The organism is Streptomyces sp. 142MFCol3.1 (assembly GCF_000424945.1).
In the GTDB taxonomy this organism is placed as follows: domain Bacteria; phylum Actinomycetota; class Actinomycetes; order Streptomycetales; family Streptomycetaceae; genus Streptomyces; species Streptomyces siamensis.
The window spans coordinates 1-14,318 of record NZ_AUKV01000024.1; the positions used below are offsets into that span (position 1 = coordinate 1).

The following is a 14,318-nucleotide window of genomic DNA, read 5'->3' on the forward strand; positions in this document are numbered from 1 at the left end:
TCCGAGGAATAATCGGACGGTTCACAGCGTCCTCGCTGTGCGCCTGCCGAACACTGCCCGGCAGGACTTTTTCAAAGGAACCTCGCCACCGGAAGTTTCCGATGGACGGGGTATCAACATATCTGGCGTTGATTTTTGGCACGCTGTTGAGTTCTCAATGAACGGACGCTTCCTTTGTACTCACCCGAGATACTCTCTCAGGCTTTCCTCCGGGCGCTTCCCTTCGGTCTTGCGTTTCCGACTCTATCAGATCTTTCCGATCCGATTTCCTCGGTGCTTTCCAGGTTCCCGCTTTCGCGTTTCCCTTTCCGGCGGACCCGACTTTATCAGAAGTTTTGGGCCGGACTGACCGGCGGCCATTTCTGAATCATCGGGGGCGGCTTCTTCGAAATCGATGTCTCGAGAAGCAAGCAGAGACTAGCTGCTGCCACCGGTACATGTCCAGTTCTAGGCAACTGTTCGAATCTACCTCCCCGCTGGCTCCGTGTCAACGGCTCCTTTGGGGCGAAGAGGAGACTAGCAGGTCAGCGCGGGTGTCCGCACATCAGGCGGCCGTCGGAAGCGTCGCGCTGCGCTCGGACTCGTCGACGTCGCCCGTGTCGCCGGCGCGTGCCGCGCGTCCGCCCAGGACATAGACGTACGCGAGGAACGCCAACTCGGCGGCGATGCCAATGCCTATTCGGGCCCAGGTGGGAAGGCCGGACGGCGTGACGAAGCCTTCGATGGCTCCCGACACGAACAGGATCAGCGCCAGGCCCATGGCCATCCCCAGGGCGGCTCGTCCCTCCTCGGCGAGCGCTGTTCGGCGCGTCCGGGGGCCGGGATCGATCACGGTCCAGCCGAGCCGCAGTCCGGTGCCCGCGGCGACGAAGACGGCGGTCAGTTCGAGAAGGCCGTGGGGGAGGACGAGTCCCAGGAAGGTGTCGAGGCGGCCGGCGGAGGACATGAGGCCGATGCCGACGCCGAGGTTGAGCATGTTCTGGAAGAGGATCCAGAGCACCGGTATGCCCAGGAATACGCCCAGGACCAGGCACATCGCGGCGGCCTGCGCGTTGTTCGTCCACACCTGGGCCGCGAAGGAGGCGGCGGGGTGGCTGGAGTAGTACGTCTCGTACTGGCCGCCGGGGCGGGTGAGGTCGCGCAGTTCGCTCGGCGCCGCGATGGACGACTGGACCTCGGGGTGAGTGCCGATCCACCATCCCAGGAGCGCCGCGACCAGGATGGACAGGAGGGCCGTGGGGACCCACCAGTGACGCGAGCGGTAGACCGCCGCCGGGAAGCCGTGCGTCAGGAAGCGGGTGACGTCGCGCCAGGATGCCCGGCGGGTGCCCGTCACCGCGCTGCGCGCGCGTGCCACCAGTTGGCTGAGGCGGCCGGTGAGCTGCGGGTCCGGGGCGCTGGACTGGATCAGGGAGAGGTGCGTGGCGGTGCGCTGGTACAGGGCGACGAGTTCGTCGGCCTCTGCTCCGTTGAGGCGGCGCTGGCGGCGCAGCAGGGCGTCCAGCCTGTCCCACTCGGCGCGGTGGGCGGACACGAAGACGTCGAGGTCCATCGGGTTGGCTGCTCCTCGGCTGCTCGTCGTGGGGGTCAGCTGGTGGTACTGCGGCGCGATGTGACCTCAGCTTGGCAGACTGGCCGTTCTCGGGGCAGGCCAGGGGAAGGACGGCGGGCGTGAGTGAGCTAGTGACGGGTGAGGCGGTCGCGCTGGAGTTGCGCCCCGCCAAACTGCCGAGCCGGGCGCTGGCCGTGCTGCTGGACCTGGCGGTGGCGATCGCCGTCTATGTCGTCGTGACGATCGGTCTGATCGCGTCGACGGCCACACTGGACGACGCGGCGCAGATCGCGGTCTCGATCGCCGCTTTCGTTCTGGTGCTGGTGGGCGGGCCGATCGCGGTGGAGACGCTGAGCCACGGCCGTTCGCTGGGGAAGCTGGCGTGCGGCTTGCGGGTGGTGCGTGACGACGGGGGGCCGATCCGGTTCCGGCACGCGTTGGTGCGCGGGGCTGTGGGTGTGGTCGAGATCCTCATGACGTTCGGGATCGTCGCGTGCATCGCCTCACTGGTGTCGGCGCGGGGGCGTCGGCTGGGTGACGTGTTCGCGGGGACCCTCGTGGTCCGGGAGCGGATCCCGGTGGGGCACATGCCGTACGTGCCTCCTCCGCCGCCGTGGCTCGCGGGACGGTTCGCCGAGCTCGACCTGTCCGCCGTTCCGGACGGGTTGTGGCTGGCCGTCCGCCAGTACCTGACGCGGATGCAGCAGCTTGATCCCCAGGTCGGCTGGGCGATGGCGCAGCGGCTGGCGTCCGATGTCGCCGCGCGTACGGGGACTCCGGCGCCGCAGGGTGTGCCGCCGGCCGCGTATCTGGCGGCGGTGGTGCAGGAGCGGCAGGCGCGGGAGGTCCGGCGGACGTTCGGTGGTGGGGCGGCCGGGATCGCGCAGCCGGGTGCCGGCACATACGCGGCCGGGGCGCCGGGAGTGCCCGGAGCCGCGGTGCGGGCGCCGGGCGCCGGGCCTCATGGTGCTCCCCCGCCCTTTGCGGCTCCTCAGCCCTACGCCCCTCCCCAGCCGTATGCGCCGGGGGCTGCCGGGAGTCGGGACGTGTCTCCGCAGCAGGCGCCGAGGCCGGGGCAACCGGCCGCCGTTCCTCAGGTCCACCGGCCCGACCGGCCTGATCTCCGGGACGGGCACGACCGGAACCAGGAGGCGGGCCCTCCCGCGACGGGATTCGTGCCGCCCGCGTAGCAGCCGCGCCGCGACGCGTCGGTCGTCGGACGAACCGGCGGCCGGCTGGCGGGCCACCGCCGTCAGGCGAACACCTCGCCGTCAGGTGAACACCGACGGCGGTGTTTCGAGGTGCTCCAGCTCGATACCGGGCGCCGCGAGGACCACGTCTCCCGCGATGTGCACGGAGTGCTGTTCCCCCGTGTCCAGCGCTGTGACCTGGTACTCGTCCACGATCAGAGGGCCGCTGTCAGTGGCGTGTGCTTCGCTTGCGATCAGGGCCCAGGACTGGTCGAGGGTGCGCGGGGCGAGGACGGGGTCGGTGAAGGCGACGAGGCGTACGCGGGTCGCCGAGGCGGAAGGGGTGAGGCGAAGGAGACGGGCGGTGGCGACGAGGAACGCGGGAGAGGTTCCGGTGAAGGCGTGCGCGCGGACACTGCCCTCGGTTGCCTGCGCGCCGGTGGGGTCGGTGCGGACCCAGGTCACGCCGTCGAGGGCGGCGCCGCGGACCTGCCAGCCAGCGGCGTGGAGTTCGAGACGGATGGGCCGGCCGAGTTCGTCGAGAGCGAGGTCGACGGAACCGGTGACCTCGCTGTGGTGGGGGCCGGGTGCGGTCCCGCTGTCCGAGGGGGCGGTGCGTTGAGCGACGTAGCGCCAGCCGGAGGGCCCGGGCGCGCAGTGGAAGTGTTCTTCGGCGAGAGGGGTGTGGTCGTGCGGATCATGGAGCGAATATCGGCCGCGGGGCATGGGCGTTCAGGTCCTCATCGGGGACAGGCCCCCGCCGTGACGGCGAGGGCCTGCTGACATCCGTACGCCGAGCGGTGGTACCGCTGCTCGGCGGGGGTGCTCAGTAGCGGTAGTGGTCCGACTTGTACGGGCCCTCGACCTCGACACCGATGTACGCGGCCTGCTCGGGGCGCAGCGTCGTCAGCTTCACGCCGAGCGCGTCGAGGTGGAGGCGGGCGACCTTCTCGTCCAGGTGCTTGGGCAGCGTGTAGACGTCGGTCGGGTACGACTCCGGCTTGGTGAACAGCTCGATCTGGGCCAGCGTCTGGTCGGCGAACGAGTTGGACATCACGAAGGACGGGTGTCCGGTCGCGTTGCCCAGGTTCAGCAGGCGGCCCTCGGACAGCACGATGATGACCTTGCCGTCGGGGAACTTCCAGGTGTGGACCTGGGGCTTGACCTCGTCCTTGACGATGCCGGGGATCTTGGCGAGGCCGGCCATGTCGATCTCGTTGTCGAAGTGACCGATGTTGCCGACGATCGCCTGGTGCTTCATCTTGGCCATGTCCGCGGCCATGATGATGTCCTTGTTGCCCGTCGTGGTGACGAAGATGTCAGCCTTGTCGATGACCTCGTCAAGGGTCGTGACCTGGTAGCCGTCCATCGCCGCCTGCAGGGCGCAGATCGGGTCGATCTCGGTGATGATCACGCGGGCGCCCTGGCCGCGCAGGGACTCCGCGCAGCCCTTGCCCACGTCGCCGTAGCCGCAGACGACGGCGGTCTTGCCGCCGATCAGGGTGTCGGTGGCGCGGTTGATGCCGTCGATCAAGGAGTGGCGGCAGCCGTACTTGTTGTCGAACTTCGACTTGGTGACGGCGTCGTTCACGTTGATCGCCGGGAACAGCAGGGTGCCGTCGCGGTGCATCTCGTACAGGCGGTGGACGCCGGTCGTGGTCTCCTCGGTCACGCCGCGGATCTCCGAGGCGAGCTGGGTCCACTTCTGCGAGCCGTCGGTGATGGTGCGGTGCAGGAGTTCGAGGATGACGCGGTGCTCGTCGGACTCGGCGGTGTCGACCGAGGGGACCTTGCCGTCCTTCTCGTACTCGACGCCCTTGTGGACGAGGAGGGTGGCGTCACCACCGTCGTCGAGGATCATGTTCGGGCCGCCGGTGGGGCTGTTCGGCCAGGTCAGGGCCTGCTCCGTGCACCACCAGTACTCCTCCAGGGTCTCGCCCTTCCAGGCGAAGACCGGGACGCCCTGCGGGCTGTCGGGCGTGCCGTTCGGGCCGACGGCGACGGCCGCGGCGGCGTGGTCCTGGGTGGAGAAGATGTTGCAGGAGGCCCAGCGGACCTCGGCGCCGAGGGCTACCAGGGTCTCGATGAGGACGGCGGTCTGCACGGTCATGTGCAGGGAACCGGTGACACGGGCGCCGGCGAGGGGCTGCGCCTCGGCGTACTCCCGGCGGATCGACATCAGGCCGGGCATCTCGTGCTCGGCGAGGGTGATCTCCTTGCGGCCGAAAGCGGCCAGGGAGAGGTCGGCGACCTTGAAGTCCTGTCGGTTGTCGACAGTCGTCATTACGAGCTGCTCCTCGGAGTCGGGGCGAGGTGGATAGGGCTGGTCTGCGCGCCGACGGGCATGGGGATGCCCGGTTGGACACGGGTGTGCCCGGTACGCGCAGCGCAGTCCGTCGGAGGCCCTCTCTCCCTCGGCCGGTCCGCGGTGGGACCGCCCGACCGCCATCAGCAGCGACGTCTGGCTCAGCCACAAAGCTACACCGGTGGGCGGGGCTCGCCCCAGTCCGCCTCCGGACGGACGGGGGCCCCGCGGGTACGGATCCGGCCGGTAAGGGGCGGTGGCAGGGGACGTTCGCGCGGGGTGAGGGGGCGGTCGGTGGCCGCTCGTGGCGGAGCGACGGCTAGCCTCTGCGCGCGCGGAAATACCGTGCGGGGCGGGGCTGGAGGGTGTCGCGGTGCGCAAGGGGCGAGGGCTGACGATCACGGCGTGGGTGTTGGGGCCATTGGGGCTGGTGTTGTTGCTCGGGTCGATTCTGGCCGCGCGTACCGCGTTCACGACGACTCAGGTGCGCAGCGACAGCATGGCGCCCACCTACACCGTCGGGGAGCGGCTCGTGTTCGAGCGGATCGACGGGAGCGAGGTGCGGCGTGGTGACGTGGTGCTGTTCCGGTCGCCGGAGCGCTACTCCTTCTCGGACAGCGTCCTGCAGCGCGTCATCGGGGTCGGCGGCGACCGCGTGGTGTGCTGTGACGGCGAGGGTGCGGACGAGCGGATCACGGTGAACGGGAAGCCGCTCGACGAGCCGTACGTCAAGGACGGGATCGCGGACGGGACGCACCAGCGGTACGACGTGAAGGTGCCCGAAGGCCGGCTGTTCCTGCTCGGTGATCACCGGGTGAACTCGCGGGACTCCCGGTTCTTCCCGGACGACCACGGCGGGACGGTGCCGGTCGGTGCCGTCCAGGCCCGGGTGACCGAGGACCGGGCGTTGCCCCTGGCGCTGGCGGGGGCGGGGGTGTTCGGCGTGCCCGTCGCGCTGGCGGGCGTGGGCTTCGGGATCGCGGCGTTCGTCGTACGGCGGCGGGCCCGGGCGGTGCCGCCCATGCCGCCGTGGCTCGTGTACGGCGGCCCCGGCGGCATGGGTGGCCCGGGCGGCCCGGACGGCCCGGACGGCCCGGACGGCCCCGGCAGCATGGGTGGCCCCGGCGGGAGGGGCTGAGCGGCCGAGGACGTCGAGTAGCGGAGGCGTCCAGGAGACGCGGAGCCGGGAAGAGCCGGACGCGAACGGCCGCGGGGCCCGCCTGGAGTCTCAGGCGGGCCCCGCGGCGTGCGAGCGTCCGGCGGCCCCGGCCCCGGCCCCGGCGCCGGGCGGCCCCGGCGCCGTGGAGGCGTAGGTCAGTGCTCGGCCGGGTGTGCCGGGCCGCCCGGCGTCGCCTCGGGGTCGGCGCCCTTCGCCGCCTCGGCCTCGCTGTAGATGTCCGGCTCCAGGTAGATCACGCGGGCGATCGGGACGGCGGTGCGGATACGGACCTCGGCGGCGTCGATCGCGGAGGCGACCTGGGCCGCGGTGTCGTCGTGCTCGACGGCGATCTTCGCGGCGACCAGCAGTTCCTCGGGGCCGAGGTGGAGCGTGCGCATGTGGATGACACCGGTGACCGTGTGGCCGTCGACGACCGCGGCCTCGATCTTCTTGACGTCCTCGACGCCCGCGGCCTCGCCGAGCAGGAGGGACTTGGTCTCGGCCGCGAGGACCAGGGCGATCAGGATGAGCAGGACACCGATGCAGACCGTGCCGATGCCGTCCCAGATTCCGTCACCGGTGAGCAGGGCCAGGCCGACACCGCCGAGGGCGAGGACGAGACCGATGAGCGCGCCGAAGTCCTCCAGGAGGACCACCGGCAGCTCGGGGGCCTTGGCACGGCGGACGAACTGCGCCCAGGACAGCCCGCCGCGCAGTTCGTTGGACTCCCTGATGGCCGTACGGAAGGAGAAGCCCTCCGCGATGATGGCGAACACCAGGACGCCCACCGGCCAGTACCAGTGCTCCAGCTCGTGCGGGTGCTTGATCTTCTCGTAGCCCTCGTAGACGGCGAACATGCCACCGACCGAGAAGAGGACGATCGAGACGAGGAAGGCGTAGATGTAGCGCTCGCGGCCGTAGCCGAAGGGATGCTGCGGGGTCGCCTCGCGCTGCGCCTTCTTGCCGCCTATGAGCAGAAGGGCCTGGTTGCCGGAGTCGGCGAGCGAGTGGACGCCCTCGGCGAGCATCGAGGACGAGCCGCTGAAGGCGAACGCCACGAACTTCGATGCCGCGATCGCGAGGTTGGCGCCGAGTGCCGCCACGATCGCTTTGGTGCCGCCTGAAGCGCTCATGTGCTCCTGCTGTCCCTTCGTACGCCGTCCGGGTCCCGGTCCGTACCCTCGTACCCCGGTCCGGGCTTTGCCCGCCCTTTGCGGTGGGCCATTGTTGCAGCCCGGTGCCCCAGGGGTGCGGCTGGCCACCGTGACGAGGGGCCCAGGACACCGAGGATGCCCTGTCAGGCCACCACTGTCGCGCGGAAGACCGTGCCGTTCCCGGACACTTCGGCCTTTTCGCCGGCCGGGACGAAGACCGACTGTCCGGGGGCCAACGCGATGTGGCCCGCGAGTGCGGTGCCCGCCGTGCAGAGGAGGATCTGCGGGGTCTCGCGGGTGAGGTCGTGCGGTACGGCGCCCTCCGCCAGGACGTACCGGGAGAGCCGGAACTCGTCGATGGGGGTCGCGTAGACCTCCTCGCCGTCAGGGGACGCCTCCGGGCGCAGGACACCCGGGTCGGTCGCCTCGAAGCGGACGATGCGCAGGAGTTCGGGGACGTCGACGTGCTTGGGGGTGAGGCCGCAGCGCAGGACGTTGTCGGAGTTGGCCATGATCTCGACGCCGAGGCCGTTCAGGTAGGCGTGCGGGACGCCCGCGCCGAGGAACAGGGCCTCACCCGGCTGCAGTTGCACGTAGTTGAGCAGCATGGCGGCGATGACGCCGGGGTCGCCCGGGTAGTGGTGGGCGAGGTCGGCGTAGGGCGCGTAGGCGCCGCCGAGGCGGTCGCAGGCCGCGGCGGTCTCGGTGACGGTGTGGGCCATCTCGTCGGGGTCGGCGCTCAGCACCGCCGTCAGGACCTCGCGCAGCGCGGCGTCCTCCGGGTGCGCGTGCAGCAGGTCGACGTACGGCTTGAGGGAGTCGACGTCGAGTCCCGCGAGCAGGTCGGCGGCCTCGCCCGGGGCCCGGAAGCCGCACAGGCCGTCGAACTCGGTGAGGGCGCAGATCAGTTCGGGCTTGTGGTTGGCGTCCTTGTAGTTGCGGTGCGGTGCGTCGATCGGGACGCCGCGGCGCTCCTCGTCCTCGAAGCCCTCCCTGGCCTGCTCCAGGTCGGGGTGCACCTGGAGGGAGAGGGGGGCGCCGGCGGCGAGGATCTTCAGCAGGAACGGCAGGCGGGGACCGAACTTGGCGACCGCGGCACGGCCGAGTTCCCGCTCGGGGTCCTCGCCGACGACCTCGTTGAGCGGGCCGCGCCCGGTGCGCGAGGGAGCACCGGGGTGGGCGCCCATCCACATCTCCGCCTGCGGTTCACCGGTCGGCTCCACACCGAGCAGCCGCGCGATGGCGGTCGTGGAACCCCAGGCGTAGGGGCGGATGGTGTTGTCGAGGCGGTCCATACGAGTCTCCGCGGTTCCTTCCGGGTACGACGCGGATCCTGCCTCCGCGCACGGGGGACGACGCCCGTCTCCGCGTACCGGGAGGCACGAAGGGACGCGGCACGGCACCGCGTGGGCGGTGCCGGTGCCGGTCTCAGCGTACGAAGGTCTCTCCGCGTACGAGGATCAGGGCGTCGGAGACAAGATCATGCCCCTGAAGCGAGCGCCAGGTAAACGGCGGCGAAATCGGTGACGGCGATCAGTTCGGCGAGGGTCTCCAGTTCCTCGCCCTCCTCGGGTTCCAGCTCGCTGATCGCGGTGTCGTGGCTGAGGGCGAGCTCGCGGGCGGCGGGCGCCGCGCTGATGCCGCCGCTCGGGCGGTCCCGGAGCAGCACCACGCGCGCGTGCAGGGCCTGGGCCTCCTCGACGCGGTCGCGGAAGAAGTCGTCCGGGTCTGCGCCGGCGGCGAGGGCTCCCGCGAGCAGCACGCTGTGCGAGGCGAGCGCCTCCGGGAGTTCGGCGGTGAGCGCGGGGCGGCCGGCCAGCTCGGCGAGGGCGGCGGTGAAGCGGCGTCCGGCCGGGCCCGCGGAGGCGCCCTCGGTCCAGATCACCGGGAGGACCTCGGCCAGCTCGGCCGCGAGGGTCTTCGCGGGATTGCTGTACGCGGCGATGGCCGGGCCGCAGCGCTCGGCCACGTGGTCGAGGCGGTCGGCGACCTTCTGCAGGGACTCGGGCGGGGCGGAGACGAGACCGGTGCGGTCGAGGAGCGAGAGCAGTGGGGTGAGCAGCGCCCACAGGACTCCCGGGGCGGAGGCCGCGAGGGGCTCGTCGTGTTCGTACGGGGCGGACGCCATCGGGACGAAGAGGCCGTGCGCGCCCGCGACCGCCTCGGTCAGCGGGGAGCCGGTGGGCGCCACGGCGGCCACGGTGCAGCCCCGCCGGTACGCCTGGTCGATCAGGAGTTCGAGACCTGGTTCGGTGCCGTCGGGTGTGGCGACGAGCAGGAGGTCGACCGGGCCCGCCCAGCCGGGCAGTTCCCAGCGCAGCGCGCCCGCGGCGGGGGCGACGCCGCTCGGGGTCAGCCGGGTGACGGGGCAGCTCGGGCCGCCGAGTGCGCCGAGCAGTTCGGCGACGCCGGTGGCGGCCAGGCCCGGACCGGCGATGAGGACGGCGCGCGGGCGGCCGTCCGGTTTGAGATCGGGGATCCCGGCCTCCGCGGCGTGCCGGACGGCGGTGCGCACCCGGGCACCGGCCTCGGCGGCGCCGCGCAGCAGCGCACGCCGGTCGGCGCGGGCGAGCGCTTCGGGGTCGTCGAGCAGCGATTCGTCGAGCATGGGGTCGGCAGCCTCCGATCACCGGGGGTCGCTTGCGCGGTTGTCGCCGGATGGTCGCTTTCACGGGCGCGGTGTGGGCCGCGTGCCCGTACCCGTCAGGTGTCTTCTACCCGGACCTCGCCGGGGTGTCGCCTGTGCGTGCCTCGCGGGTGGCACCGCGGGCGCGGACGCCGCGCCTCTGGGCTCCCGCGGGGCGGCCGTACTCGTGCCGGGCGACCGCTCCGCTCACGCGGGGCGGCGGGCCTCGTCGACGAGGAGTACGGGGATGCCGTCCCGGACGGGGTAGGCCAGGCCGCAGTCCGCGCCCGTGCAGACCAGCTCGCTCTCCTGCTCCTCGAGCGGGGCGTGGCAGGCCGGGCAGGCGAGGATCTCCAGGAGGCCGGCTTCGAGCGGCATGGGGGTGTCCTTCCGAACAGGTGGATGCGGCCTGGTCAGACTACCGCTGCGCGGAGCCGTGCGCCGGGGCGCGGCACAGGCTCGCCGCGGTGTCCCGGGCGGTGCTCGCGGTCGGCGAGGCGGGGGCGGCCTCGCGGGGTGCGGGCGTGGCGCGCCGCGGAGTGCCGTGTGGCGCCGCCTCCGGGCGTACGAGACGGGGACGACTCCCGGAGTACGAGACCGGGCCGCCTCCGGGCGTACGAGACGGGGACGACTCCCGGAGTACCGGGCGGGGCCGCGACGCGGATTACAGGACGGGGAGGCGCGCGGCGGGCCAGGGCGATGAGGTTTCCTTCCGTGCTCCCGTCCCCCGCCCGATGCCCCCTCGCCTCCGGCCCCCGCCTTCAGCCCCTGCTCCCTCGGCCTCGCCCAGGTGCTCCCCGGCCCCGCCCGGTCCTGCCGCCCTGCCCGACTCCCCGGCGAGGTGCGGGCCGGCCACCGGGCCGATGCGGAGGGCCGGGCCGACGGCACGACGGGCCGGGCCGGGCCGGGCCGGGGCCAGTGGACCGACGCGACGCGCGGGGCCAGTGGACCGACCCGACGCGCGGGGCCGGCGGGCCGAACGGGTCAGCCCCTGATGATCCCCAGGACCTCGTCGCGCACCTTGGTCATCGTCGCCTCGTCGCGCGCCTCCGCGTTCAGGCGCAGCAGCGGCTCGGTGTTGGAGGGGCGGACGTTGAACCACCAGTCGCCGGCGCTGACGGTCAGGCCGTCGAGTTCGTCCAGCCGGATGCCCTCGCCGCCCGCGTAGGCGGCCTTGACGGCTGCGAGGCGGGCGGCCTGGTCCTCGACCGTGGAGTTGATCTCTCCGGAGCCGACGTACCGGTCGTACTCCGCGACGAGGCGGGAGAGCGGGCCGTCCTGGCCGCCGAGCGCGGCGAGGACGTGCAGGGCGGCGAGCATGCCCGTGTCGGCGTTCCAGAAGTCGCGGAAGTAGTAGTGCGCGGAGTGCTCGCCACCGAAGATCGCGCCGCTGCGGGCCATCTCGGCCTTGATGAAGGAGTGGCCGACGCGGGTGCGGACGGGGGTGCCGCCCTGCTCCCGCACGACCTCCGGCACCGACCAGGACGTGATGAGGTTGTGGATCACCGTGCCGCCGCCGTGCTTGGCGAGTTCGCGGGAGGCGACCAGAGCGGTGATGGCGGACGGGGACACCGGGTCGCCGTGCTCGTCCACCACGAAGCAGCGGTCCGCGTCGCCGTCGAAGGCGATGCCGAGGTCGGCGTCCTCCGCCCGGACGCGTGCCTGGAGGTCCACGATGTTCGCCGGATCGAGCGGGTTCGCCTCGTGGTTGGGGAACGTGCCGTCCAGCTCGAAGTACATGGGGACGACGTCCAGGGGCAGGCCGGCGAAGACGGTCGGGACGGTGTGTCCGCCCATGCCGTTGCCCGCGTCGACGACGACCTTCAGGGGGCGGATGGAGGTCAGGTCGACGAGGGAACGCAGGTACGCCGCGTAGTCCTCCAACGTGTCGCGCCGCGTGATCGCGCCCGGCGTCGCGTCCCGGACCGGGGCGCCCGAGTCGAGCCAGGACTCGACGAGTTGGCGGATCTCGGCCAGGCCGGTGTCCTGGCCGACCGGAGCGGCGCCCGCGCGGCACATCTTGATGCCGTTGTACTGGGCGGGGTTGTGGGAGGCGGTGAACATGGCGCCCGGCAGGCCGAACGCGCCCGAGGCGTAGTAGAGCTGGTCGGTCGAGCACAGGCCGATCTCGGTCACGTCGGCGCCGCACGACGCGGCACCGCGCGCGAAGGCACCCGACAGACCGGGCGACGAGGGCCGCATGTCGTGCCCGATGACGACGGCGTCCGCTCCGGTCACCTGGACGAAGGCGGCTCCGAACAACTCGGCCAGCGACTCGTCCCACTGGTCCGGGACCACCCCGCGTACGTCGTACGCCTTCACGAGCTGCGACAGATCAGCAGTCACGGCCAACCCTCCAGAAGTCCACTTCGGTCGCCCCAAACTACCCGTCCGGACCTGCCGTCCGCTGTGCGGTCGGTGAGCGGACGCGCATCGGTGACCTGCGGACCTGTGCCCGTCACCCGGGGGAAACCCGCTCGTTCCAAGAGGCCGGTTCCCGGCGCTCCCCGGGTGACGTCCCGCGACCGGAGCCGGTTCGCCGGGCGCGCGTCCGGGCGCGTCCCGCAACGTGGCCGGACGGCACGCGAGGGACGGCGTCCCGGCCCTGGGCCGACAGCCGGGCAGGGACGGCGTCCCGGCCGGCGGCCGACACCCGGGCCTGGACGCCGTCGGGCCGGGCTCAGGGGAGCATCCACTCCAGGACCGGTGAACTCTGCCCGACCACGATGAGGCACATCACCAGCAGCAGCCCCACGCTCCACGGCAGCACCTTGCGCAGCAGGTCGCCCTCGCGGCCCGCGAGACCGACCGCCGCGCACGCGATGGTCAGATTCTGCGGCGAGATCATCTTGCCGAGCACGCCGCCCGAACTGTTGGCCGCCGCGAGCAGTTCGGGCGACAGGCCGGACTCCCTGGCCGCGCTCACCTGAAGGGCGCCGAACAGGGCGTTCGCCGAGGTGTCCGAGCCGGACACGGCGACGCCGAACCACCCCAGAACGGGTGACAGGAAGGCGAGTCCCGCACCGGCCGCAGCGACGAAGTGCCCGATGGTGGCGGCCTGTCCGGAGAGGTTCATGACGTAGGCGAGGGCGAGGACGGACGTCACGGTGAGGATCGCGAACCTCAACTCGTGGACCGTGGCCGCCCATTCCCTGACCGCCACGCGCGCGTGGACTCGCAGGACGACGGCCGTGCACAGTCCGGCGAGGAGCACGAGCGTGCCGCCGGTCGACACGATCGGCCAGGTGAAGACGTTCCCGCCGACCGGATTGCCCTCCGGGTCGACGACGTTCAGGAAGGGCCAGTCGTACATCTGGGTCGCCCCCGCCAGCCAGTCCTTGACGGCGGGGATCTGCGCGACGGAGAAGATGGCCACGATCAGCGCGTACGGCGCGTAGGCGCGCACCACTTCGGGCCGGGGGTCGCGCTCGTCGAGGTCGGCGCTGCGTGCGCCGGTCAGCACCGCGGCCCGTACGGGCTCGGCCGCGGGCCTGCGCGCCTGGGGCACCGCGACCAGAGCCGCCGCGCCCGCCAAGGAGGCGCCGATGTCGGCGAGTTGCGCGGAGAGGTAGTTGGAGGCGGCGAACTGCGCGACGGCGAAGGCGACTCCGCACGCCAGGGCGGGCACCCAGGTCTCCCGGAGCCCCCGGCGCCCGTCGACCAGGCCGACGAGCACGAGGGGCACGACCAGGGCCAGCAACGGGGTCTGACGGCCCACCACGGAGGCGACGGAGTCCAGCGGCAGGCCGGTGACCTGGGCGAGCGTGACGACCGGCGTGGCCATCGCACCGAAGGCGACGGGGGCGGTGTTGGCGACGAGCGAGACGACCGCAGCGCGCACCGGGTCGAAGCCGAGCGCGACCAGCATCACCGAGCAGATCGCGACGGGTGCGCCGAAGCCCGCCAGCGCTTCGAGGAGCGCTCCGAAGCAGAAGGCGACGACGAGGGCCTGGATGCGCGGGTCGTCGGAGAGCCGCCCGAAGGAGCGGCGCAGGATGTCGAAGTGCTTGGTGCGGACGGTCATCCGGTACACCCAAAGGGCGTTGACGACGATCCACAGGATGGGGAAGAGACCGAAGACGGCGCCCTGGGCGGCGCTGGAGAGCGTCTGGCCGACAGGCATGCCGTAGGCGAGCCAGGCGACCAGGAAGGCCGCCAGGAGGCCGATGAGGCCGGCCCAGTGCGCCTTGGTGCGGACACCGCCGAGCAGGACGAGCACGATGACGAGGGGCAGAGCGGCGACGAGGGCGGACAGGCCGAGCGAGTCGGCGACGGGCTCCAGTTGCTGGACGTACACGGGCACCTCCCCGAGTTCCGTGATGCGGAAAGCGA

At 72.0% G+C, this 14,318-nt stretch carries 11 protein-coding genes; 2 read left to right on the forward strand and 9 right to left on the reverse strand.

All coding sequences use genetic code 11. The features are described 5' to 3' along the window. Positions 1-544 precede the first annotated feature (544 nt). On the reverse strand, positions 545-1,552 hold the full coding sequence (locus H305_RS0130675) for a stage II sporulation protein M (RefSeq protein ID WP_028803821.1): 1,008 nt from the start codon (positions 1,550-1,552) through the stop codon (positions 545-547). Between the two features lie 119 nt (positions 1,553-1,671). Between H305_RS0130675 and H305_RS47495 the strand changes: the two genes are divergently transcribed. Next, a complete protein-coding gene (locus H305_RS47495; RefSeq protein WP_078629319.1) occupies positions 1,672-2,742 on the forward strand; it encodes an RDD family protein in 1,071 nt (356 codons plus the stop codon). Positions 2,743-2,823: 81 nt separating this feature from the next. Here the strand turns inward: H305_RS47495 and H305_RS0130685 are convergent, their stop codons facing one another. Together H305_RS0130685 and ahcY are read right to left on the reverse strand one after the other, a co-directional pair. After that, positions 2,824-3,468, reverse strand: a complete 645-nt coding sequence (locus tag H305_RS0130685; RefSeq protein WP_028803822.1) for a hypothetical protein — start codon at positions 3,466-3,468, stop codon at positions 2,824-2,826. A 100-nt stretch (positions 3,469-3,568) separates the two neighbouring features. Beyond that, entirely contained in the window at positions 3,569-5,026 is a 1,458-nt protein-coding gene (gene ahcY, locus H305_RS0130690) for an adenosylhomocysteinase (protein WP_028803823.1), read from the reverse strand. A 394-nt stretch (positions 5,027-5,420) separates the two neighbouring features. Here ahcY and lepB point away from each other — a divergent pair, with 394 nt between their 5' ends. After that, a complete protein-coding gene (gene lepB, locus H305_RS47500) occupies positions 5,421-6,185 on the forward strand; it encodes a signal peptidase I (RefSeq protein WP_078629320.1) in 765 nt (254 codons plus the stop codon). Positions 6,186-6,361: 176 nt separating this feature from the next. On the opposite strand, the gene H305_RS0130700 is transcribed toward lepB, so the two are convergent. The 6 genes from H305_RS0130700 to H305_RS0130725 form a co-directional block, all read right to left on the reverse strand. Further along, positions 6,362-7,339: a cation diffusion facilitator family transporter gene (locus H305_RS0130700; RefSeq protein ID WP_028803824.1), complete on the reverse strand. Its 978-nt coding sequence runs from the start codon at positions 7,337-7,339 to the stop codon at positions 6,362-6,364. A 164-nt stretch (positions 7,340-7,503) separates the two neighbouring features. After that, positions 7,504-8,655: a mannose-6-phosphate isomerase, class I gene (manA, locus tag H305_RS0130705; protein ID WP_028803825.1), complete on the reverse strand. Its 1,152-nt coding sequence runs from the start codon at positions 8,653-8,655 to the stop codon at positions 7,504-7,506. Positions 8,656-8,840: 185 nt separating this feature from the next. Next, positions 8,841-9,968 carry an SIS domain-containing protein gene (locus tag H305_RS0130710; protein ID WP_028803826.1) on the reverse strand — a complete coding sequence of 376 codons (1,128 nt, stop codon included), beginning with the start codon at positions 9,966-9,968 and terminating at the stop codon, positions 8,841-8,843. A 225-nt stretch (positions 9,969-10,193) separates the two neighbouring features. Then, on the reverse strand, positions 10,194-10,364 hold the full coding sequence (locus H305_RS51210) for a Trm112 family protein (protein WP_078629321.1): 171 nt from the start codon (positions 10,362-10,364) through the stop codon (positions 10,194-10,196). A gap of 606 nt (positions 10,365-10,970) precedes the next feature. Next, positions 10,971-12,332, reverse strand: a complete 1,362-nt coding sequence (locus tag H305_RS0130720) for a phosphomannomutase/phosphoglucomutase (protein ID WP_028803827.1) — start codon at positions 12,330-12,332, stop codon at positions 10,971-10,973. A gap of 334 nt (positions 12,333-12,666) precedes the next feature. Beyond that, positions 12,667-14,283, reverse strand: coding sequence for an L-lactate permease (locus tag H305_RS0130725; RefSeq protein ID WP_028803828.1), 1,617 nt, complete (start codon positions 14,281-14,283; stop codon positions 12,667-12,669). Positions 14,284-14,318 lie beyond the last annotated feature (35 nt).